At 72.1% G+C, this 22,881-nt stretch carries 17 protein-coding genes; 7 read left to right on the top strand and 10 right to left on the bottom strand.

Going from position 1 to position 22,881, the window contains the following annotated elements; translation table 11 throughout:
- Positions 1-28 precede the first annotated feature (28 nt).
- Both JKJ07_RS09440 and JKJ07_RS09435 read right to left on the bottom strand, forming a co-directional pair.
- Positions 29-3,034, bottom strand: coding sequence for an AfsR/SARP family transcriptional regulator (locus JKJ07_RS09440; RefSeq protein ID WP_202990979.1), 3,006 nt, complete (start codon positions 3,032-3,034; stop codon positions 29-31).
- Entirely contained in the window at positions 3,031-5,976 is a 2,946-nt protein-coding gene (locus JKJ07_RS09435) for an AfsR/SARP family transcriptional regulator (RefSeq protein ID WP_498370748.1), read from the bottom strand. The genes JKJ07_RS09440 and JKJ07_RS09435 overlap by 4 nt, the downstream gene beginning before the upstream one ends.
- Positions 5,977-6,272: 296 nt before the next feature.
- Here JKJ07_RS09435 and JKJ07_RS09430 point away from each other — a divergent pair, with 296 nt between their 5' ends.
- Complete coding sequence (locus JKJ07_RS09430) at positions 6,273-6,788, top strand: hypothetical protein (RefSeq protein ID WP_202990975.1); 516 nt, start codon at positions 6,273-6,275, stop codon at positions 6,786-6,788.
- A 3-nt stretch (positions 6,789-6,791) separates the two neighbouring features.
- Here the strand turns inward: JKJ07_RS09430 and JKJ07_RS09425 are convergent, their stop codons facing one another.
- Positions 6,792-8,459 (bottom strand): fumarate hydratase, encoded by a 1,668-nt coding sequence (locus JKJ07_RS09425; protein ID WP_202990973.1) that lies wholly within the window; start codon positions 8,457-8,459, stop codon positions 6,792-6,794.
- Between the two features lie 70 nt (positions 8,460-8,529).
- A complete protein-coding gene (locus JKJ07_RS09420; RefSeq protein WP_307834189.1) occupies positions 8,530-9,861 on the bottom strand; it encodes a PQQ-binding-like beta-propeller repeat protein in 1,332 nt (443 codons plus the stop codon).
- A 180-nt stretch (positions 9,862-10,041) separates the two neighbouring features.
- On the opposite strand from JKJ07_RS09420, the gene hppD reads away from it, so the two are divergent.
- Genes hppD through hisC form a run of 4 tightly spaced genes read left to right on the top strand, consistent with a single transcriptional unit; the run spans position 10,042 to position 13,840 of the window.
- Positions 10,042-11,196 carry a 4-hydroxyphenylpyruvate dioxygenase gene (hppD, locus tag JKJ07_RS09415; protein ID WP_202990971.1) on the top strand — a complete coding sequence of 385 codons (1,155 nt, stop codon included), beginning with the start codon at positions 10,042-10,044 and terminating at the stop codon, positions 11,194-11,196.
- Positions 11,197-11,206: 10 nt separating this feature from the next.
- A complete protein-coding gene (locus JKJ07_RS09410) occupies positions 11,207-11,755 on the top strand; it encodes an RDD family protein (protein WP_307834188.1) in 549 nt (182 codons plus the stop codon).
- The gene (locus JKJ07_RS09405; protein ID WP_202990969.1) at positions 11,752-12,750 is read left to right on the top strand and encodes an RDD family protein; all 999 of its coding nucleotides are present in this window, start codon (positions 11,752-11,754) and stop codon (positions 12,748-12,750) included. Before JKJ07_RS09410 ends, JKJ07_RS09405 begins: the two co-directional genes overlap by 4 nt.
- 4 nt (positions 12,751-12,754) lie before the next feature.
- Complete coding sequence (hisC, locus tag JKJ07_RS09400; RefSeq protein ID WP_202990967.1) at positions 12,755-13,840, top strand: histidinol-phosphate transaminase; 1,086 nt, start codon at positions 12,755-12,757, stop codon at positions 13,838-13,840.
- Here the strand turns inward: hisC and JKJ07_RS09395 are convergent.
- The gene (locus JKJ07_RS09395) at positions 13,837-15,048 is read right to left on the bottom strand and encodes an MFS transporter (protein WP_202991777.1); all 1,212 of its coding nucleotides are present in this window, start codon (positions 15,046-15,048) and stop codon (positions 13,837-13,839) included. The genes hisC and JKJ07_RS09395 overlap by 4 nt on opposite strands.
- A 52-nt stretch (positions 15,049-15,100) precedes the next feature.
- Between JKJ07_RS09395 and JKJ07_RS09390 the strand changes: the two genes are divergently transcribed.
- A complete protein-coding gene (locus JKJ07_RS09390) occupies positions 15,101-16,348 on the top strand; it encodes an ROK family protein (protein WP_307834187.1) in 1,248 nt (415 codons plus the stop codon).
- Between the two features lie 1,049 nt (positions 16,349-17,397).
- Here the strand turns inward: JKJ07_RS09390 and JKJ07_RS09385 are convergent.
- Positions 17,398-18,165: a LysR family transcriptional regulator gene (locus tag JKJ07_RS09385; protein ID WP_236028689.1), complete on the bottom strand. Its 768-nt coding sequence runs from the start codon at positions 18,163-18,165 to the stop codon at positions 17,398-17,400.
- 76 nt (positions 18,166-18,241) lie between these two features.
- Between JKJ07_RS09385 and JKJ07_RS09380 the strand changes: the two genes are divergently transcribed.
- On the top strand, positions 18,242-19,552 hold the full coding sequence (locus JKJ07_RS09380; protein WP_202990965.1) for an aspartate aminotransferase family protein: 1,311 nt from the start codon (positions 18,242-18,244) through the stop codon (positions 19,550-19,552).
- Here JKJ07_RS09380 and JKJ07_RS09375 read toward each other — a convergent pair.
- From JKJ07_RS09375 to JKJ07_RS09360, 4 genes are read right to left on the bottom strand one after another with little or no spacing between them, the layout of a single operon-like run.
- Positions 19,545-20,390 carry a PQQ-binding-like beta-propeller repeat protein gene (locus JKJ07_RS09375; RefSeq protein WP_202990963.1) on the bottom strand — a complete coding sequence of 282 codons (846 nt, stop codon included), beginning with the start codon at positions 20,388-20,390 and terminating at the stop codon, positions 19,545-19,547. The two genes, JKJ07_RS09380 and JKJ07_RS09375, sit on opposite strands and share 8 nt — an antisense overlap.
- A gap of 14 nt (positions 20,391-20,404) precedes the next feature.
- A complete protein-coding gene (locus JKJ07_RS09370; protein WP_202990961.1) occupies positions 20,405-20,863 on the bottom strand; it encodes an SRPBCC family protein in 459 nt (152 codons plus the stop codon).
- Between the two features lie 33 nt (positions 20,864-20,896).
- On the bottom strand, positions 20,897-21,997 hold the full coding sequence (locus JKJ07_RS09365; protein ID WP_202990959.1) for a fumarylacetoacetate hydrolase family protein: 1,101 nt from the start codon (positions 21,995-21,997) through the stop codon (positions 20,897-20,899).
- Positions 21,994-22,839: a hypothetical protein gene (locus JKJ07_RS09360; protein WP_202990957.1), complete on the bottom strand. Its 846-nt coding sequence runs from the start codon at positions 22,837-22,839 to the stop codon at positions 21,994-21,996. The genes JKJ07_RS09365 and JKJ07_RS09360 overlap by 4 nt, the downstream gene beginning before the upstream one ends.
- Between the last annotated feature and the right edge of the window lie 42 nt (positions 22,840-22,881).

Below are 22,881 nucleotides of genomic sequence, written 5' to 3'. Positions count from 1 at the left end.
TCGACCCGGTAACCGCTCTCGTCAGTCGTCACCGCTCCATCGTCTCTCCGACCGGGCCGGTCCGCAGATGATCCTCGCCACCCAACTCGAGCAGCCGCTTCTCGACGTCGTGGAGCTCGACCGCCGCCAGCTCGGCCAGCGCGGCCCGGGCCCGGCCGAGCAGCCGGCGCGCCTCCTGTGGGTCGTCGGGGGCCAGGCATTCGGCGAGCGCCGCCTCGGCCAGCGCGATCGGATAGGGCAGCCGGCTCCGCCGGGCCAGGATCAGCGCCTGCTCGCACATCTGCCGCGCGGCCACCGGGTCACCGGCCCGGCGCAGGGCGTGGCCGTAGTCGCCGCGGATGAGTGCGGTCTGCGCCGGGTCCTTCAGCTGGTCGGCCTTCTCGATCGCCCGGCGGTAGCCCGCGAGGGCCTCGGCGAACCGCCCGTCCTCGGCGTTCAACCCGGCCAGCTTGCTCTCCGCCAGAGCCGCCCCGTACGGGTAGCTCGCCCGCTGCTGCATCCGCAGACCCGCCGTCACCTGGCGCCGGGCGGAGGCCCGGCTCACCCGTCCCGCCCGGTATTTGACCACCGCCAGGCTGACCAGCGTGTCGCCGATCCGGGTGGGATCACCGACCTCGATCTGCATCATCAGGCGGAGCCGGTAGTAACGCAGCGCCTCGGTGTATCGCCCCAGGTGCTCGTAGCCGGTGGCGATGATGTTGGCGTCGTCGCGCGTGCGGCGGCCCCGGCCCAACCGCCGCACCTCGTGCGCGATCTCGATGCTCTTGGCCCAGCGGCCCGACTCGCTGTGCACGGCGGCCAGGTTGGCCAGGGCCTGCCCGAGCGCGGCCGGCTCGCCCGCCTCCCGGCGGATCGCGATGCACCGTTCCATCAGGCGAGCGGCCTCGTCCATCTCGGAGCGCCGGTAGTGCACCGAGGCCAGATAGTTGAGGGTCGTCGCGATGGTCGGACCGTGGCCGATCCGCTCGGCCACCCGCCACGCCTTCGTCTGCAGGGTGAGTACGTCGTCGAGGTGGGCGCGCACGAACAGCACCCGCCACGCCGCCCGCGGCAGCTGCCAGGCGTACTGCTCGAGCTCGGGGGTGGCGGCCGCGGCGTCCACGTACGGGCCGAGGTTGAGCCGCTCGCGTTCGAGCCGGTCGGCCGGGTCGGTCAGCGCCGCCAGCAGGTCGGGGCGCAGCGGCACGGGCGACCCGATGTCCCGATCAAGCCCTTCCCGGTACGCGGGCAGGTTGGTCGCCGCCGCCGCGTGCAACTGCTGGTCGAGCGCCGCACGCAGCGCCTCGGTCCGCTCGTGCGGGTTCTCGCCGGCCAGTGCCCCCGCGAACTCGCGCAGCAGGTCGTGCAGCCGGTAGACCTCGGGTTCGGGCTCCTCGACCAGGTGCACGTCGACCAGGTCGTCCAGCGCGTCCCGCGCGTCGGGCAGCGGCAGACCGCTCAGCGCGGCCACGGTCAGCGCGTCGAACCGGGCCGCCGGGCACGCCCCGAGCCGCCGGAAGACCCGCTGCGTCTCCGCCGGGAGCTGCCGGTAGGAGACGGCGAAGGCGCTGGCCACCGACCGCTCCTCGGCGGCCAGCTCGGGCAGCGCGGCCTCGCGGTCGAGCCGGCGCACGAGGTCGGCGACCCGCCAGCGCGGCCGGTGGGCCAGCCGGGCCCCGGCCAGCCGGACCGCCAGCGGCAGCCCGCCGCAGCGCCGCGCCACCTCGGTGGCCGCCTCCGGTTCGGCCCGCACCCGGTCGCCCGCTATCCGGGCCAGCAGCGCGACCGCCTCGCCCGCGGCCAGCACCGGCAACGACACCGGCTGCACCCCGTCGAGCCCGGCCAGCCGCCGCCGGCTGGTGATCAGGGCCAGGCTGCCGGGCGCGGTCGGCAGCAGCTCGGCGACCTGCGCGCTGGACCCGGCGTTGTCGAACAGCACGAGCGCCCGGCGCTGGGCCAGCTCGGTGCGCCAGAGGCCGATCCGGTCGACCTGGTCGGGCGGGATCCGGTCGGCCGGCACGCCCAGCTGCCGCAGCAGCACGAGCAGGGCGGCCGACGGCTCGAGCGGCTGCTCGGCGTGGTGCCCGCGCAGGTCGACGAAGAGGTGCGCGTCGGCGTGGCGATCGCCGACCAGGGCCGCGAGGTGCAGCGCGAGGGTGGTCTTGCCGCTGCCGGCCATGCCGTCGATGACCACCGCGATCGGGCCCGGGCCGGCCGTCCCGACCATCGTGACCAGCCGTTCGATCAGCGCCTCGCGACCGGTGAAGTCGCCCACCGTACGGGGAAGGCATCTGATCCGGGCCGGCCCCTCGACGGCCGGTGGCGCCTTCTCGGTCAGCGACCCGGTCAGGATGGCGACGTGCACGTCCTGCAGCTCGCGGCTCGGGTCGACGCCCAGCTCGTCGTTGAGGGCGGCCCGGATGCGGCGGAACTCGCCGAGCGCGTCGGCCTGCCGGCCGTCCCGGAACAGCGCGCGCATCAGCTGGCCGCTCAGGCGCTCCTGCAGCGGGAACCGGTCGACCGCGGCCGACAGCTCGCCGATCAGGTCGTCGTCGCGGCCGGTCGCCAGTTCGAGCTCGGCCCAGGTCTCGACGGCGGCCACCCGCTGCTTGTCGAGGGCCGCGGCCGCCATCCGTACGGCGTGGCTGTCGACACCCGCGGCGGCGTCCCCGCGCCACAGGTCCAGCGCCTGCCGGCAGAGGTCCGGATCCGGGTGTTCGCGGGCCCGGGTCAGCAGGCGCGTGAACTCGGCGACGTCCAGCTCACCGGGGCCGGGCACCAGGCAGTAGCCGGCCGGGTCGCTGCGGATCGCGCCGTCGGGCAGCCAGCGCCGCAGCCGGGACACGCAGGTCTGCAGCTGGCCCTTCGCGGTGGCCGGCGGGTCCGCGCCCCACACCGCGTCAGCCAGCGTGCCCACGCCGAGCACCCGGCCCGGATGCAGCAGGAGCATGGCCAGCACGACGCGATCGCGGCCGGCCGTGATGGCCAGCTCGCGTCCGTCCACAGTGACCGCGAGCGGTCCGAGGACGCGATAGCGCACCACCGGGCCCGTCACGCCCGCACCACCTCACCGACGGCGGCCAGTGCGGCCTCGACCTCCGCCAGCTGGCGGGCTCGCATGGTGGCCAGCGGGCCGCGGGCCAGGCCGAGCAGGCGGCGCGCCTCGGCCGGGTCCTCGCCGATCAGGTCGTGCCCGAGCCCGGCCCGGGCCAGGGCCAGCGGATACGGCATGCGGGACCGTTCGGCCACCCGCAGCGCCCGGCGCAGCATCGCTCGCGCGGCCTCGCCGTCCCCGGCCTGCCGCAGGGTCCGGCCGAACCCGAGGCAGAGCCGCGACTCCTGCTCCTGGTCGTTGAGCCGCTCGACGATCTCGAGGGCCCGCCGGTGCACGGCGATCGCCTCGTCCCGGCGTCCCTCGGCGGCCAGCAGCAGGGCCAGTTCGTGCTGCGCGTTGGCCTCGCCGTGCGGATACCCCGCCCGCTGGACGAGCCGCAGCGCCACCCACGCCTGCCGGCGGGCCGTGGCCAAGCCGACCGCGCCGATCGCATGTTTGATCACCGCGAGGTTGAGCAGGGTGTCGGCGATCCGCGTACGGTCCCCGATCTCGAGCTGTTGCAGCAGCCGCAACCGGTGATAGCGCAGCGCCTCGTGATAGCGGCCCTGGTGCTGGAACACGTTGGCCAGCACGTTGATCTCGTCCCGGCCGTAGCGGGCGGCCCCGATCCGGCGCACCTCGAAGGCGATCTCGATGCATTCCGTCCAGCGGCCGAGTTCGTGCTGCAGGGCGGCCATGTTGGCCAGGGCCCGGCCCAGCGCGTCCCGGTCCGGCAGCGTCCGGCGGATCGCGACGCACTCCCCGATCAGCCGCGCCGCCTCGTCCAGCTGGGACCGGCGATAGTGCACCGAGGCGAGGTAGTTGAGCACGGTGGCCGTGGCTTGGCGGTCGCCGACCTCCCGCAGCATGACCAGGGCCCGCTCGTTCATGGCGTACACATCGTCGAGGTAGCCGCGCTGGAACAGCAGGCGCCAGGCCGCCCGGGGCAGCTGCCAGGCGTAGCGGGCCAGTCCGGGCGTGGTCGCGGCGGCCTCCACATAGGCGCGCAGGTGCGGCCGTTCCCGTTCCAGTCGCGCCACCGGGTCGGCCACCGCCGCGAGCAGGTCGGGCCGCAGCGGCACCAGCCGGCCGACGTCACGTTCGACCGCCGACCGGTACGCGGGCAGGTTGCTCGCCGCCGCGGCCTGCAACTGCAGGTCGAGCAGGGCGCCCAGCGCGTCGGCCCGGGCCTCGGGGGCCAGTTCCGAGGCCAGCGCGGCCGCGTATTCGCGCAGCAGGTCGTGCAGCCGATAGACGCCCGGCTCGGGCTCGTCGACCAGGTGCACGTCGACCAGGTCGTCGAGCGCGTCCCGGGCCGCGGACAGCGCGAGCCCGGTCAGCGCGGCCGCCGTGAGCTCGTCGAAGTCGCCGGCCGGGCACAGCCCGAGCAGGCGGAACACGCGCCGGACGCCCTCCGGCAGCTGCCGGTAGGACACCGCGAAGGCGCTGACCACCGACCTGTCCTCGGCCTCGAGCTCGGGCAGGGCCGACTCGCCCAGCCGCTGCACGAGATCGGCGACCCGCCAGCGCGGCCGGTGCGCCAGCCGCGCGCCGGCCAGCCGCAACGCCAGGGGCAGCCCGCCGCATCGGCGCGCCACCTCGGCCGCAGCCGCCGGCTCGGCCCGCACCCGGTCGCCCGCGATCCGGGTCAGCAGCTCGACCGCCTCGGCCGGGTCGAGCACGGCCAGCGACTCGGGGTGCACGCTGTCGAGGCCGAGCAGCCGGCGGCGGCTGGTGACCAGGGCCAGGCTGCCGGGGCCGGTGGGCATCAGGTCGGCCAGCTGTGCGCTGGTGGCGGCGTTGTCGAAGAGCACGAGCGCCCGCCGCCGGGCCAGCTCGGTGCGCCACAGGCCGACCCGGTCGACCAGCCCGGGCGGGATGCGCTCGCTGCCCACGCCGAGCTGACGCAGCAGCACGAGCAGGGCCGCGGCCGGGTCGAGCGGCTGCTCGGCGTGGTGCCCGCGCAGGTCGACGAAGAGGTGCGCGTCGGGATAGCGATCGCCGAGCAGGGTGGCCACGTGCAGTGCGAGGGTCGTCTTGCCGCTGCCCGCCATGCCGTCGATCACGGCGATCACCGGGCCCGCGTCACCGGCCGCGTCGATCGCCCCGACGAGCCGCCGCACCACCTCGTCGCGTCCGGTGAAGTCGCCGACCGTACGGGGAAGGCATCTGATCGGGCCTTGACCGGGCGGAGCGGGGGCGGCCCCGGTGAGCATCGACGTGTGCAGCTCCTGCAGGTCGCGGCCGGGGTCGAGGCCCAGCTCCTCGCGCAGCGCCGACCGGACCCGGCGATATTCGGCCAGCGCGTCGGCGGGCCGGCCCGAGCGGTGCAGCGCGCGCATCAGCTGACCGCTCAGCCGTTCCTGCAGCGGAAACCGGTCGACCGCGGTGAACAGGGCGCCGACCAGGTCACGGTCATGCCCGGCGGCCAGTTCGAGCTCGGCCCAGTCCTCCAGCACGGCGATGTGCTGCTGATCGAGGACGTCGGCGGCCAGCCGTACGCCGTGGCTGTCGATGCCCGCGGCGGCGTCCCCGCGCCACAGGTCGAGCGCCCGCCGATAGAGCCCCGCGTCCTGCCGCCGCCGGGCCTGGTCGGCCAGCCAGGTGAACTCGGCGACGTCGAGCTCGCCGGGACCGGGGGTCAGGCAATAGCCCGCGGGGTCGCTGCGGATCGCGCCGCCGGGCAACAGGCGCCGCAACCGGGACACGCAGGTCTGCAGCTGGCCCTTCGCGGTGGCCGGCGGGTCGGCGCCCCACACCGCGTCGGCCAGGGCGCCGACGCCCAGCACGCGACCCGCGTGCAAGAGAAGCATGGCCAGCACGATGCGATCACGGCCCGCCGTGATGGCTACGTTCCGTCCGTCCACGACGACGGACAGTGGCCCGAGAACGCGATAGCGCATGCCAGCCCCCGTTCCGGACCCATCGACACTACCCGACGTGACGAGAGCGGAACGACAGCGGAACAACAGCGCGATCGGCCAGGCTGGGACCCACGCCGCCGCGCCGTGGATGACATTTCTTTCATCGCCCCAGCACGGTGCGGCGGCCAGCGTCTTGCGGGGGACGTGACTACGGGGGACGTGCAGCCCGTCCGCGTGCCGCGCGCGGGCGGGCTGTTCGTAGCGGTTGGACGATATGGCGGGGGGGAACGTACCGTCGGGCGAGCGTTTTCCGTCCCCCGACCTAAGGAACCCCCATGCGACGCGCCCTCCTGGCCGTGCTCGCCGCCGGCGTCCTGCTGACCGGCGTCGCCTGCGACAGCGACAGCGACGCGGACAGCACCGGGGCCGCCCCGGTCACCACCTCGCCCAGCACCGCCCCGAGCAGCGCCGCGCCCGACTACACGGCCAACACCAAGGCCGTGTGCGCGAAGCTGCAGACGCTCTACACCGTCGAGCTGCGCGACTTCGGCACCGCGATGGGCAAGCTGATCACCTATCGCGAGGCGAAGCAGCAGGCCGAGATCACCAAGGCCGAGGCCGCCGCGACGACCGAGCTCAAGCAGGTGGCCGCCAAGATCCGCAAGGACACCGCGGCCGCGCAGAACCCCGAGTTCAAGGCGGCCGGCATGACGTCCGCGGCCAAGATCGAGGCCAGCGCGGCCAACAAGGGCTTCGTCAAGACGGTGACCACGCTGCCCAAGCTCAACAGCACGATCGAGAACCAGCTCAAGGAGTGGCTGAGCCCGGTCGCCGGCTACTGCGCCGCCTAGCACTCAGGGGCGGGCGCCGATGCGGAGCAGGGGGTTGGGGCGGGTGACGTCGGCGAAGAAGTCGTTGCCCTTGTCGTCGACGACGATGAAGGCCGGGAAGTCCTCCACCTCGATCTTCCAGACCGCCTCCATGCCGAGCTCGGGGTATTCGAGCACCTCGACGTGGCGGATGCAGTCCTGCGCGAGCCGGGCCGCCGGGCCGCCGATCGAGCCGAGATAGAAGCCCCCGTACGAGTTGCAGGCCTGGGTGACCTGGCCCGAGCGGTTGCCCTTGGCCAGCATGACCAGCGAGCCGCCGGCCGCCTGGAAGCGCTCGACGTACGAGTCCATGCGGCCCGCCGTGGTGGGGCCGAACGAGCCGGACGCGTAGCCCTCGGGGGTCTTGGCCGGGCCGGCGTAGTAGACCGCGTGGTCGCGCATGTATTGCGGCATCGGCTCGCCCGCGTCCAGCCGCTCGGCGATCTTGGCATGGGCGATGTCGCGCGCCACGACCAGCGGGCCGGTCAGCGACAGGCGGGTCTTGACCGGGTATTTCGACAGCTCGGCGCGGATCTCGGCCATCGGGCGGTTGAGGTCGACCCGCACGACCGGCTCGCCGCCGAGGTCGACCTCGGGCAGGTAGCGCGCCGGGTCGGTCTCGAGCCGCTCCAGCCACACGCCGGACGGGGTGATCTTGGCCAGGGCCTGGCGGTCGGCCGAGCACGAGACGGCGATCGCGACCGGGCAGGACGCGCCGTGCCGGGGCAGCCGGACGACCCGTACGTCGTGGCAGAAGTAACGACCGCCGAACTGGGCGCCGATGCCGAAGTCGCGGGTCAGCTCGAGGACGGCCGCCTCCAGCTCGACGTCGCGGAAGCCGTGGGCCGACATCGTGCCGTGCCGGGGCAGGTTGTCGAGATATTTCGCGCTGGCCAGCTTGGCCGTCTTGAGCGCGTACTCCGCGCTGGTGCCGCCGATGACCACGGCCAGGTGATACGGCGGGCAGGCCGACGTGCCGATCAGCCGCAGCTTCTCGTCGAGGAACTCCATCATGCGCGCCGGGTTGAGCAGCGCCTTGGTCTCCTGATAGAGGTACGACTTGTTGGCCGAGCCGCCGCCCTTGGCCATGAAAAGGAACTTATACGCGTCGGGGGCGCCGCCCGGGTCCTCCGCGTAGAGCTCGATCTGGGCCGGCAGGTTGGAGCCGGTGTTGCGCTCGTCCCACATGGTCAGCGGCGCGAGCTGCGAATAGCGCAGGTTGAGTCGGGTGTACGCCTGATAGACGCCCTGGGCGATGGCCTCTTCGTCGGTGCCGTCGGTGAGCACGTGCCGCCCGCGCTTGCCCATCACGATCGCGGTGCCGGTGTCCTGGCACATGGGCAGCACCCCGCCAGCCGCGATGTTCGCGTTGCGCAGCAGGTCGAGCGCCACGAACCGGTCGTTGGGCGACGCCTTGGGGTCGTCGATGATCGCGCGCAGCTGGGTCAGGTGGGCCGGGCGCAGGTAGTGCGCGATGTCGTGCATCGCCTCGGCGGTGAGCTGGGTCATCACGCCCGGCTCGACGGTCAGGAACCGCCGCCCGCCCGGGCCGTGCACCACGTCCACGCCCTCGTCCGTGACCAGTCGGTACTCGGTCTGGTCGTCGCCCAGCGGCAACAGCGGCGAGTACGAGAATGCGGCGCCTCTGCTCATGAGCGGAAAGCCTAGGACAGCGGTCCCGGCATGTGCGAACCGCTACGGCCCTGTGCACATACCAGTTCGGTCAAGCAAACGGGAGATAGGCCATATCCCGGCCCGATACGGCTATCAAACCGCTCGGTCCGACGGCGAAGACCTCGGCATCCGTACGCACGTCGGCCAGCACCCGGCCGCTGCCCGGCGCGACGGCCACGACCCGGTCGGGCTTGCGGCTGGTGAGGATCACCGCGTACGGGGTCAGGGCCGCCCCCACGTCCTCCCCCGCGGGCCGTGACCAGGCAGTCTTGCCCCGGCCCAGGTTGTGGCCGCGGATCGTCCGGGAGTCGGCGCTGCGGATCACGCCGAAGCTGTCGTTGACCGAGAGCACCTTCTCGTCGCGCGCCCCGCGCCACAACACGCGCCCGTCGTGCCCCGCCAGCAACTCCTCGCGGCCGGTCGGGTCGACGCCGAGCACCACGTCCTCGCCACCCGCGGGGTCGTGTTCCTGCTTGCAATCGGAGCCGTTGTCGGCCGTACGCAGGTTGAGCCCCTCTCGCTGCCACACCGGCGCCGACGACGGCGGGTCGGTCGCCACCACGCCGTAGTAGCAGGTGCCGTCGCGGGCCACGCCGGTGACGGTCAGGACCCGTCCGCCGGCGATCGCGATCCGCTGGTCGGACGCCGGCTGCGCGATCTGCACCACCCGGCCGGTGGCGGTGTCGATGACCCGGGTCTTGCCGTCGTCGGGCAGCCCGATCAGGCTGGGCATCAGCCGGGGGCGGGCCACGTCGTCGTCGACCCGGTTGGCGGTGAGCTGGCGGGTGTCCGGCAGGTCGGGATTGGCCGCGTTGAGCACGAATCCGATCCCGCCCGTGTCGACGGTCCAGAGCGGCTTGGTGCCGCGCGGCGACCAGGCCGTCAACCGGCAGTCGCCGCCCTTGGCGCAGTGCAGGTCGAGCAGGCCGTTGCGGTAGGTCCAGACGGCGGTGGCCTCGGTGTCGGCGCGCAGCTGGGCGCCGCTGCGGGGGTCGAGCACCTGGTAGCCCTTGGTCAGCAGGCGGCCGGTGGCGACCACCGCGTCGTTGCCGTCGCCCGACACCGCGGCCCAGTCGGCGTCGCTGTCCCAGAGCTTGATCCCGGCGGTCAGCCCGTACGCCTCGACCGACGTGCGATATTCGACCACCACGGCGTCCCCGACGATCGAGACGCTCTGCGGGCTGCCGCCGATCCGGGCCTGCCAGCGGGCCGCGTTGCCGGCGATCGGCTCGCTCGTGTTGACCCAGCTCCACACCTGGGGCCACGGGTTCCACACGCCGGTGGTGGCCAGCACGATCACGATCACGATCGCGACCAGCGCGTACCCCTTCCAGGGGCTGCCACCCGACGCCATGCGCGACACGCTAACGAGGTCAATCACCCGGACGAAGGATCTTGATTCGCCCGTGTCGACAGCATTTGCCGGAAATATCAGGCAGGGAGCCCCCGGCATTGTGCAAATTGCACCCGCCGCCCTGATCGGCACGAGAGCGGGCGGGCAGCTTGCGCAGCCGCGCGAACAGGGGTTGAAACGGCCTGTGAGCTGCGACAACCTCGGTCAATGACGCAGACGATGGAAAACCTGTCCCGCACCGACGACGTCTTTCCCGTCAAGGGCGTCGATCACCTCAAGTTCCTCGTGGGCAACGCGAAGCAGGCGGCCCACTTCTACTCCACGGCCTTCGGCATGACCTGCGTGGCCTACCGCGGGCCCGAGCAGGGCTATCGCGACCACGCCGAATACGTCCTCGTCAGCGGGGGCGCCCGGTTCGTGCTGGTCGGGGCGGTGCACGCCGGGGCGCCGGGCGCCGACCACGTGACCAAGCACGGCGACGGCATCCAGGACATCGCGATCGAGGTGCCCGACGTCGACAAGGCGTACGCGCACGCCGTGTCGGCCGGCGCCCGCGGCGTGACCGAGCCTCACGACCTCAAGGACGAGCACGGCACCGTACGCATCGCGACCATTGCGACGTACGGGGACACTCTGCACTCCCTCGTCGACCGGTCCGGATACGACGGCCCGTTCCTGCCCGGTTTCGTGACCCGCGAGCCGATCGTCGACCGGCAGCCCGCGATCGCCGCCGGCCTGCAGCCCAAGCGCTTCTTCCAGGCCGTCGACCACGTGGTCGGCAACGTCGAGCTGGGCCGGATGGACGAGTGGGTCGAGTTCTACCGCCGCGTCATGGGCTTCACGAACATGGCCGAGTTCATCGGCGACGACATCGCGACCGACTACTCGGCGCTGATGTCCAAGGTCGTCGCGGACGGCACCCGCAAGGTCAAGTTCCCGCTCAACGAGCCGGCCGTCTCGCAGCGCAAGTCGCAGATCGACGAATACCTCGAGTTCTACGGCGGGCCGGGCGCCCAGCACGTCGCCGTGGCCACCAACGACATCCTGGCCAGCGTCGACGCCATGCGCGCGGCCGGCGTGCAGTTCCTCGACACCCCCGACTCCTACTACGAGGACCCCGAGCTGCGGGCCCGGATCGGCAACGTGCGCGTGCCGATCGAGGAGCTGCAGCGCCGCAAGATCCTGGTCGACCGGGACGAGGACGGCTACCTGCTGCAGATCTTCACCGCGCCCGTGCAGGACCGGCCGACCGTGTTCTTCGAGCTGATCGAGCGGCACGGCTCCCTCGGCTTCGGCAAGGGCAACTTCAAGGCGCTGTTCGAGGCGATCGAGCGGGAGCAGGAGCTGCGCGGCAATCTGTGACACTGGTCGCGTGACCGTCCCTTGGCCTTCCCCTCCGCCACCCCCGCCGCTGAGCCCGGCGGGGGTGCCGCTCGCCGAGTTCACACAGCGGCTGCTGGCTTACATGATCGACATGGCGCTGCTCTCGGCGGTCGGTTTCGTCCTGTTCATCCCGGGCTTCCTCGTCGTGTTCACTCAGATCGAATTCCCGGGCCCGTACGATCCTCAGCCCGACTTCGACGAGGTGCTCACCGACTACTTCGTGCCGGTCCTGCTGCTCGAGGTGGGGCTTTTCGTCGCGATGGTCCTGCTTTACTACTTCTACGCGGTCGAATACATGCACCGTACGGGCCAGACGCTGGGCAAGAAGGCGATGAAGATCCGGGTCGTCCCGCTCGACCCCGCCCTGCGCCTGACCCGGGGGATGGCGGCCAAGCGCTACTTCGTCGAATACATCGGCGGTATGTTCGTGCCGCTCTTCAGCTGGGTCGACGGATTGTGGCAACTCCAGGACAAGCCGTACCAGCAGACCCTGCACGACAAATTCGCCCGCACCGTGGTCGTTAAGGTTTCTCCATGAGCTCGCTGCCTGCCGGTTGGTACAAGGACCCGGCCGACCCCGACACCCAGCGTTACTGGGACGGTGAGGGGTGGCTGGGCAAGGCCATCCCGGCCGACGCGGTGCCGCCGGACGGGCCGCCACCGGTCGAGGAGGAGCCGCCCCCGGCCCCGGCCCCGCCCGTGTCGGCCCCGCCCACGCCGGTCACGCCGGCCCCGGTCACGCCCGCGCCACCCGCCGCGCAGCCGGCTCCGCCCCCGGGCTGGGGTCCGCAGCCGCCGCCCCCGCCCGGCTGGCAGCCGCCGCCGGGATGGCAGCCCCCGCCGGGCTGGGAGCAGATGCCCCCGGGCATGCGCGCCGGCATGTTCCCGCCGGTGCAGGCCCGCCCGCACGGTTACGCGCTGGCCGGGCTGGGCCCGCGCCTGGTCGCCCGGCTGCTCGACATCCTCGCCGTGCTGCTGCTCAACGTCGTGGTCAACGGATACTTCTTCTACCAGTTCATCCAGGAGTTCGTGCCGCTGTATCGCGACAGCCTGGACGAGATGGCCAACGGCGGCAGCGCCTTCGACGTGCAGGGCTCCGGCCGGATGGACGGCCTGCTCTGGGCCATGCTGATCGTGGCCACCCTGCTGTGGCTCGTCTATGAGGCCCCGTCGATCGGCAGCACCGGCCAGACGCTGGGCAAACGCATCATGCGGATCAAGGTCATGGCGGTCGAGAACACCGAGCCGCTGGGCTTCGGCCGCGCGTTCGGCCGCTGGGCCCGCCTCGGTCTGTGGACCCCGGCCTGGGGCTGCGCGGGCATCGGCTTCGTGCTGCAGCTGATCGACTGCATCTCGCCGGTCTTCGACCAGCAGTTGCGCCAGGCGTTCCACGACAAGACAGCCCGTACGGTCGTGATCGCGCTGCCGCCCGACGATCGTCAACCGGTCGACGCCACCGCCGGAAGTGGCGGCAACGGCTCCCACACGGAAGCCAGTCCGACCACCCCGCCCGCCGCCCAAGACAGGACTTAAGACTGTGTCTTCCCGCCTCACCCGCGCTGACCTGGATTCCCTGCCCGCGTACGTGCCCGGTCGCAACCTGGCCGACCTGACCCGCGAGCTGGGCATCGCCGAGGCGATCAAGCTGGCCAGCAACGAGGTCCCGTACGGGCCGCTGCCCGGGGTGGCCGAGGCGGTGGCCGACGCGATGCTCACCTCGCACCGCTACCCCGACATGGGCGCGGTGGCGCTGCGGGACGCGCTGGCCGCCAAGCTGGGCGTGGCCGCCGAGCGGATCGTCACCGGCTGCGGCTCGGTCGCGCTGGCCGAGATCCTGGTCAAGGCGACCTGCCTGCCGGGCGACGAGATCGTCTACGCGTGGCGCTCGTTCGAGGCGTACCCGATCATCGCGGCCGGGGCCTCGGCGACCAGCGTGCGGGTGCCCAACACCGGCGACCACGAGCACGACCTGCAGGCGATGGCCGACGCGATCACCGACCGGACCCGGCTGGTGATCGTCTGCAACCCGAACAACCCGACCGGCACGAGCGTGCGCAAGGCCGACCTCGACCGGTTCGTCGCCGCGGTGCCCTCCGACGTGCTGATCGTGCTCGACGAGGCGTACCGGGAACTGGTGACCGACCCCGACGTGCCCGACGGGGTGGCCACCTACGGCGACCGGCCCAACGTGCTCGTGCTGCGCACCATGAGCAAGGCGTGGGGGCTGGCCGGCCTGCGGATGGGTTATCTGGTGGCCCAGCCCGAGGTCGCGGCGGCGATCCGCAAGGTGCTCACCCCGTTCTCGACCAGCCTGGTCGCCCAGGCCGCGGCGATCGCCGCCCTGGCCCAGGAGGAGGAGGTCCGCCGGCGGTGCGCGCTGGTGGTGGCCGAGCGCGATCGGGTCACCGAGGCGTTGCGCGCGCTGGGGGCCGGGGTGCCGAGCAGCCAGGCCAACTTCGTGTGGCTGCCGCTGGGGGCCGGGTCGGTCGCTTTCGCCCAGGTCTGCGAGTCGCGGGGGGTCATCGTGCGGCCGTTCCAGGGTGACGGCGTACGGGTGACCATCGGCACGCCCGACGAGAACGATGCCTTCCTGGCCGCGGCCGAAGTGGCCCTCAAGAGCTAGCTCACCAGTTGCGCCTCGGTTCGGTGGTGGTCTTCCTCGCTCAGGCGGGCGGGGAAGACCCGGCGCCCGGCCGTGAGCACCAGCACCACGGCGGCGACGGCCAGCCCGGCGGTCACCAGCGGCAGCACGCCCAGCTGACCGGCCCGCACCATCCGCTCGCCGAGCAGGGCGCCGCCGCCGATCCCGATCTGGAACGCCACCACATAGAGGGCCGAGGCCGCGTCCCGGGCCCGCGGTGCGATCCGCAGCGGCCCGGCGGCCAGGATCACCGGGATGGCCGTGAACGCGCCACCCCACAGCAGCGTGACGATCACGGTCGGCACCAGCCCCAGCACCGGCGCGAGCAGCCCGGCCGCGACGGCCAGCACGCTGAGCAGGGCGACCAGCACGGTCCCCGGCCGCCGGTCGACGTGCCGGCCCACGGCGAAGTTGGTGATCAGCCCGGCCGCGCCATAGCCCAGCAGCAGCAGGCTGAGCCCCGCGCCCTCGAGCCCGGCATCCCGGCGCACCAGCGGAGCGATGTACGTGTAGGCCGCGAAGTGCCCGATCACCAGCACCGCGGTGATCAGGCAGAGCAGCGCGACCTGGGGATTGCGCACGATGGCGACCGCGGCCCGCAGCTGCTCGGCCGGGCGCGTCTCGAGGTCGTGCGGCCGCGGCGCCAGCTTGGGCAGCACCCGCAGCAGCACGAGCACGCAGATCGCGCCGCCGATGGTCACCGCGCCGATCGCCGCCCGCCAGCCCAGCCACTGACCCAGCGCCGTGCCCAGCGGCACGCCGAGCACGATGGCCAGCGAGTTGCCCACGAAGACCAGCGCCGTCGCCCGGCCCGCCTGCCCCGGCGGCGCCAGCCGTGCCGTGACCGGCCCGATCACCGACCAGAAGACGCCGTGGGCCAGCGCGCAGATCAGCCGAGCCCCGGCCAGAACCTCGAAGGTCGGCGCGAACGTGGCCGCGGCCTGCGACACCACGAAGATCGCCATGGTGATCGCGATCAGCTTGTGCCGCGCCACCCGCATGGTCAGCGCGGTCAGCGGGATCGTGCTGACCCCCGCCACGACGGCGTAGCTGGTGAGCAGCAGCCCGACGTCGGCTTCGGCCACGTCGAGCCCGGTGGCGATCTCGGGCAGCAGCCCGACGGGAATAGTCTCCGCGGTCACATAGAAGAACGCGGAGGCGCCGAGAGCGGCCAGGGCCGGGCGGTTCATCTGCACCTCCGCAGAATAAGCTCTTGATCAGAGCAAAAGAAGGGAGACGACTGTGACGACGCGCTTAACCGAGCTGCTCCGGGTGGCCCACACCCACCCCGGCATCACCCGGGCCGACGCCGCCCGCCAACTCGGCATCGGCACCGGCGCCACCACCGAGCTCGTCGCCCGCCTCTCCCAGGCCACGTTGCTGGCCGAAGCCCCCGCCGCCCCCAGCGGCACCCGGGGCCGCCCGACGACCGTGCTGGTGCCACACCCCGCGGGCCCACTCGTGCTGGCCGCCGAAATCACCCACGAGTCTTGGCGCATCGACGTGGTCGAACTGGGCGGCCACACCCTGGCCTCACTCACGGCCCCCCACGCCGGCACCACGTGGCCCGAGGTCACCACGGCGGTCACTGCCGCAGTCGGCCGCTTCCAGCAGACGTACGGGGGTCGCCTGCGCGCCATGGGCGTCTCGCTCCCCGGCACCGTCGCCCCCGGCCTCCGCCTGGACGCCAGCAACCTGGGCTGGCACAACGTAGACCTGACCACCCTCTGGCCCACCGCCGCCCTCTCCCCCGCCCCCGCCTCTTTGTCCGCCGCCGCTTCTTCGTCCGCCCCCGCCTCTTCGTCCGCCCCCGCCTCTTCGTCCGCTGCCGGTGCGCCTGCCTCTCCTGCCGCCCGGCTGGCCCCCTCCGGCCCGGCTGTCTTCGTGGCCGGCAACGACGCCAGCCTGGCCGCCGCCGCCGAATCGGCCCGAGGCGCGGCCACCGGCGCCTCGGTGGCCCTGCACGTCCGCATCGAGGGCGGCCTGGGCGGCGCGATCGTCAACCAGGGCCACCTGCTGATCGGCGCCACCGGAGCCAGCGGCGAATTCGGCCACATGCCCTTCGGCGACCCCGCAGTAATCTGCCCGTGCGGCGCCCGCGGCTGCTGGGGCACCGCCGTCGACGGCACTGCCCTGGCCCGCTTCCTGGGCCAGCCCCCACCACGCGACCCGGTCACCTACGCCCGCAAAATCATCGCCGCCACCGGCCCCGACGAGCGCGCCGCCGTAGGGGTGATCGCCGCCGCCCTCGGCCGGGGCCTCGCAGGCCTGGTCAACGGCGTGGACGCCGACCTGGTCACCCTGGGCAGCATCGCCGCCGACCTGCTGACAGCCGCCCCCGCCGAACTGCACTCGGCCTACCAGTCGGGCCTGATGGCCATCCGCCGCAAATCCCCGCCCCCGCTGGTCGCCGCCGCCCTGGGCCCCGACGGCCCAATCGCCGGCGCCGCCGAAAACGCCTGGTCCGCCCTGCTGCCCCAGCTCACCTGACCAAGTAACCCGCCGCCGCAGCGCCCACGAGATACACCGGACAACGACCTTCTCTTGTGGACACTTATGCACACGCGGCAACCCAGTCGCCAATCAGCAAGAATCGGGCAGCTACCTAAAGAGACGGTTCCGTTACAGCGAGGAGCGCTTTAGCGTTCGCCTATGGGTCATCGGCGGTCATCCGGGGCGGGAGAGCGAGCGACCGTTGGCATCGCCCTGGTCTTGCTGAGCGCACTCTTCTGGTTCTCCGATGAGCGGAGGCTGGCGGCGTTCGTCGCTCTCGGCCTATTCGTCCCTTACCTCGCACTGATCGCCCCGTTCCGGTGTGGCGGTTTCACGCGCGAACGACGAGCATGCCGCTTGATCGGCAACGGATGGCTGATCGGATGCGGTTTCCATCGGTTCGATCGCTTCGGCAGAATCGTTGGCCGCGATCGTGATCGCGCGGCGGGGCGCTATCGGGACCCAAACCGACGGATCCAATCGGCAGCCTCGGCCGGGCTGCCTCGCGGGCGCGTTGCGGGAGAGCCGAGTCGGCCCCGAGGGTTCGACATCCTTTCGCTGACTGTCAGTCTCAGCAGCATGATTGCTGGTTGGCTGGCGTTGTGGATCGGCCCCTGACCACTACCGATGCCGGGCGCGAATTCCCGGCCCGGATCGACGTCGAGATGTCGGCGCTGAAGTCCTATCCGTTATCCGGGCGGGAGCCAGGGCGAGGTCAAGGGTGGCGATAGTCAGTCGTAGAGATACCACTGGCCCCGACGTCGGTGAGGACGCCGGGGTCAAGCTGTCAGGCGGGACTCGGCTCGTGCCACTGCGCGCCACGCGATTGCCGAACTACGCGACCGCGGACTGGTCTACACGGTGCCCGGCCGAGGCTCGTTCGTCAGCCCTCCCCCCGGCTAGCGGTGCACCAGGGGCGATGGCGAATTCAATGACTACGTAGGGTCGTCAACACGGCCGTGATCTCCGGTCGTGGCGTGGACGGGCGCCGGGCCGCCGCGGTGATTCGGCGCTTCACTGCTGGTGCCAACGGGCGCGTGACTACCTCATAGCGCGAGTCCACGGCCAACCCCGGCAGCATCGTGATCGAGTGGCCGCGCTCCACGTGTTTGCAGGGCGAGCATGTAGTTGTTGAACCGGCAAATCACCGACGGCTCGAAGCCTGCCTCGCGGCACAGGCGGGTGGCCAGTTCCGACATGTACGAGCCGGCCACGTCGAACGTCCATCGTTGGTCGGCGCAGGCTTCCAGGTCGACGGCTTCCAGGGCGGCCAGCGGATGCCCGACCGGCAGCACGAGCACCACCTCGTCCTCGGCCAGCGCCACCAGGTCGATCGACGGGTCGAGCTCGGCCCCGGCGAAGTCGGTGGTCGTGATGATGACGTCGACCTCGTCGCGGCGCAGGGCCGGCATGCTCACGTGCGGCTCCATCTCCAGCAGCACGACGGTCACGTCGGGGTGGCGGGCCGCCAGGGAGGTCACGGCCTGCGACGCCAGGCCGGGCAGCGCGCTCTGGAAGGCGCCCAGCCTGACAACGCCGGCCGGTTCGAGGGTCAGGCCGCGCAGGGCGACCTCGGCGGCGTCCATCGCGGCCAGGATCTCGCGGGCCCGGCCGGCCAGCAGCACCCCGGCCGCGGTCAGGCGCACCCGGCGGCCAGTGCGTTCGAGCAGGGCCGTACGGGTTTCTCGTTCGAGCGTGGCCAGCTGCTGCGACACCGCCGACGGGCTGTGGTTGCCGCGCTGGGCGACCGCGCGCACGGTCCCGTACGTGGCCAGGTCGGCCAGCAACCGCAAGCGCCACGGATTGAGCGTCATTGTGCGACTTTACTTAACAGCGACGGCGGAAAACTGAGATGGACCGGCACAAGTCGAGGCCCTTAGCGTCGAAGTCATGGCTGATTCCTTCTGGTCCGACGCCGAACGTCACCTGGTCCGCTACTCCGGCGCGGGGCGCTTCGTCCCCGAGATCATCGAGCGTGCCGAGGGCAGCTTCGTGTTCACCGCCGACGGTCGTCGCCTGCTCGACTTCACGTCGGGGCAGATGAGCGCGATCCTCGGCCACTCGCACCCGGCCGTGGTGGCCACCGTGCAGCGCCAGGCCGCCACCCTTGATCATCTGTTCAGCGGCATGCTCAGCCGCCCGGTGGTCGAGCTGGCTCGTCGCCTGGCCGAGTCGCTGCCCGAGCCGCTGAGCAAGGTGCTGCTGCTGACCACGGGGGCCGAGTCCAACGAGGCCGCGATCCGGATGGCCAAGCTGGTGACCGGCCGGCACGAGGTCATCTCGTTCGCCCGCTCGTGGCACGGCATGACGCAGGCGGCCGCGAACGCCACCTACAGCTCGGGCCGCAAGGGGTACGGTCCGGCGTCGCCCGGCAACTTCGCCATCCCGACGCCGAACGCGTACCGCCCGGACTTCACCGGACCCGAGGGCGAGCTGGACTGGCGGCGGCAGCTGGACTTCTCGTTCGAGCTGTTCGACGCGCAGTCGGTGGGCAGCCTGGCCGCCTGCATCGTCGAGCCGATCCTGAGTTCGGGCGGCGTGCTCGACCTGCCGCCGGGCTACCTGGCCGTGCTGCGCGACAAGGTGCACGAGCGCGGCGGGTTGCTCATCCTCGACGAGGCACAGACCGGTCTGTGCAGGACCGGCGACTGGTACGCGTTCCAGCGCGACGGCGTCACCCCCGACATCCTGACGCTGAGCAAGACCCTCGGTGCCGGGCTGCCCCTGGCCGCGATCGTGACCAGCCCTGCGATCGAGCAGACGGCGCACGAGCGGGGCTTTTTGTTCTTCACCACGCACGTGTCCGACCCGCTGGTGGCCGCGGTCGGCAACACGGTGCTCGACGTGCTCGAGGCCGACAAGCTCGACCACCGGGCCCGTGAGCTGGGCGCGCACCTCGCCGACGGCCTGCGGGAGCTCGCTGGGCGGCACACCGTGATTGGAGACGTACGGGGAAGGGGTCTGCTTGTCGGTTTGGAATTGGTGCTCGATCGCGACACCAAGCAGCCCGCCGACGAGCTGGGGGCGGCCGTCACCCAGCGTTGCCTGGAGCTCGGCCTGCACATGAACGTGGTGCAGCTGCCCGGCATGGGCGGGGTGTTCCGGATCGCGCCCGCCCTGACTTCCACGGTCGAGGAACTGGATCTGGGCCTGGAAATCCTCGACCAGGCGATCGGCGACGCGGCGCCCCGTTTCACTTGAGCGAAGCGATGATCACCGTGTCGGTGGTGAAGTAGTGCTCGGGCGCCTCCGGGTCGGCCGGCCCGTCCCCGGTCAGGCGCTCGATCGCCACCCAGTCGTCGGTGACCTGCCACAGCCCCGGTTTCCAGGTCAGCTTCTCGGTTCCGACAGCCAGCGGGAATTCCGACATCACGCGGCCGTCCGGGCTCATCACCCGTAAGTGCCGAGCCGCAGTCAGCACGACCGGGCGGCCACGGGACAGCCCCAGCAATGTTCCGTCGACCGGAGTAGCTGCCCCGGCGGACGGGGAAGCCACCGGCACCGGACGCGAGGTGCCATCACTCACGCCGTACGCGACGCCGTCGACCACCACCACATCGCCCGTGACCCGCAGCCCGACCGGCGCCCACACGGTCGCCGCGCCGGTCCGGTGTCCCGCATACTCCGGCGCGGGCAGCCCCGTGGCGACGCGCCAAAGTTCCTTCCCCGTACGCCCGTCGACCGCGATCAGCACCCCGTCGGACCAGCGGCTGATCACCGTCGGCCCCGCCGCCACGACTCCCGACACCTGCGCGGGCCAGCGCCGCAGCGACCACCGTGCGGTGTTCACGCTTTTCGCGTCGACCGGCCCGTCCGCGCGCACCTGCCGCTTGCCGGCGTAGACGCGCATGCTCTCGTCCACGATCAGCGGGGCCATGTTCGTACGGCCGGTGACCTGGGCGGCCGAAACCGAGGACGCGGGATTGGGCGTGGCCGCCGTAGACAGCACCTCGGCCGGGGCCAGCACCCGCCAGCCGATCAGACCGGCCGCGGCGGTCAGCACGAGCGCCGCCAGAGATCGCAGCAGCACCCGGGACACCCGGGCAGCCTATGTCAGGCGACCGCGGCCAGATCGTCGAGGTCGCGGCGCAGGGCCCCCTCGGCGGTCTCGGCGGCGAGCCCGCCGAAGATCAGCGCGAGGATCCGACCCGCGGGCGCGGTGGGCGCACCTTCCTGTTTTACGGTCACCATCGTGCCGCCGCGATGCCGGCCTGAGATGACCGGAACGAAGGAATATGTCATGCGATAGTCGGCGCCGATGCCGGGCGAGGTGACGACGAAACGCTCGGGCACCTCGCATTCGCGCACCCGGAACTCCTCGGTGACCTCGCCGCCGTCGGCCATGCCGCGGGTCTCGCGCCACACCGTGCCCGCGTCGAACGGCCCGGGGCTGCGCACCTCGACCCGGGTGACGGCGGTGAGCCACTCGCGGCGCCGATGCAGATCGGTGAACACCTGCCACACCGCCGCGACCGGCGCGTCGATCAGGCGGGTCACCACGACCGTTGACATAGCGTCACCTCCGCGTACACGGTACGACAAATGTCAGGCCACGATCGTGCCGGAAACTGAGCCCAGCGAGATCTCCGTCCCGGCCGTCGAGCGGGCCGTGCCGCCGATCCGCACCCGGTCGCCGTTCTCGAGGAAGCCGCGCAGCGTGCCGTCGGCCAGCTTGACCGGTTCCGCCCCGTTGCGGGTCAGTTCGAGGAACGAGCCCACCTGATCCCGTACGGGTCCCGAGACCGTGCCCGAGGCGTAGAGGTCACCCGTCCGTACGGAGGCTCCGTTGCTGGTCAGATGGGCCAGCTGCTGGGCCGCGGTCCAATACATCGAGGCGAAGGGCGGCGTGCTGACCAGGGTGTCGTTCCACTCGACGGTCAGCCGCAGGTCGTACGCGGGCCCGGCCGGGCGCAGATAGCCGAGCGGTTCCGGATCTTGCGGGCCGGGCGGGACGGTGGCCAGCGCGTCGAGCGGCACCACCCACGGCGACACCGACGTGGCGAACGACTTGGCCAGGAACGGGCCGAGCGGGCGATACTCCCAGGCCTGCAGGTCACGGGCCGACCAGTCGTTGACCAGCGTGACCCCGAAGACGTGCTCGGCGAACTCCGTGGTGGTGATCCGCCGGCCCGGGGTGCCGACCACGAACCCGACCTCGGCCTCGACGTCGAGCCGCCGGGTCGGCCCGAACACGCCCTCGGCCAGCTGACCGGTCGGCCGCACGATCGGGGTGCCCGACACGACCACCGTCGCCGACCGGCCGTGATAGCCGATCGGCAGGTGCTTCCACTGCGGCGACAGGCCGGGCGCGTCGGGGCGCAGGATCGCCGAGACGTTGAGCGCGTGATGCTCCGACGAATAGAAATCGGTGTAGTCGGCCACCTCGAACGGCAGGTGCAGGGTCACATCGCGCAGCGGGATCACCGGCGGTCCCGACGCCACGTGCGCCACCACTGCCTCACGCGCGGCCGTCCACTCCCGACGCCCGGCCGCCATCAGCGGGTTGAGCGATCCTGCGGCCAGTCGCCCGCCGAGCGCCGTCAGATCAACAACACCAGTTCCCAGCCGTACGCCGAGACGCCGCTCGCCGCGAGGCAGGGAGAACACCCCGTACGGCAGATTGTCCGGCCCGAAACCGTCGCTCACTCGTACCCACCGTTGATCAGGCCCAGCCGCACCAACTCGGTGAGCGGCTCGACGACGTTGGCTGCCCCGAAACCGGCGAACAGTGGCCGCGGTTCGGCCCGGCGGGCCCGGCAGGCCTCGACCAGCGGCACCGGATGGGTCGCGGCCAGCACCTCGGCCACCTCGGCGACCTCGCCGCCGTCCTGCGCGCTGATCGAGGCGGTCAGCACGTTGAGGAAGCCGTGATGGGTGAAGCCGGTCTCGGGATCGGTGTGCCGGATGGCGTGCCGCAGCCCCGCGGCCAGGCGGAACGGCAGCTCACGGTCGCGGCAGGCGCAGAGCACGGCGGCCAGCTCGACCGGTGTCGGGAACAGCTCGGCCGCGAGCCCGCCGACCCGGAACTTGGGGGCCAGGGCCAGCCCGTCCGCCCGGGCCTGGGCGACCGTGTCCAGCGCGGCCAGCAAACCCCAGCTCAGCGGGATCTCGGCGTACACCCGGAGCTTTTCGTCACCCTGCGCCAGCACACGCAGATCGGCCAGCCCGGGCTGCGGATCCTCGCCGCGGCGGGCGACCGCGGCCTCCAGATGCTGCACGCGACCCCCGGCCGCCCGCAGCTTCTCCACGGCGACCGGCACGGCGCTCACGCTCACGTCGCCGACCAGGGCCACCGGCAGGTCATGGGCGCGCAGGTCGGCGCCGATCAGCGAGGCGGGCATGAGCAGGGGCCCGAGCAGGCCGGCGAACCAGCCCGCACGGTGCTCGTCGTGCTTGGCGACGGCCTCGGCGACGCCGGTGGGGCTCGGCGGCAACAACGAGGCATCGTCCACCAGCCCGGCGAAGAGCGGAGGCACCAGCGTTGACACGAATCCGAACCTAATAGACGCTTCCAGAAGCGGACAACCACG

Origin of the sequence: Paractinoplanes lichenicola, from assembly GCF_016785085.1 — a bacterium.
GTDB classification, from domain to species: domain Bacteria; phylum Actinomycetota; class Actinomycetes; order Mycobacteriales; family Micromonosporaceae; genus Actinoplanes; species Actinoplanes lichenicola.
This window is presented reverse-complemented; position numbering and strand designations above follow the sequence as displayed.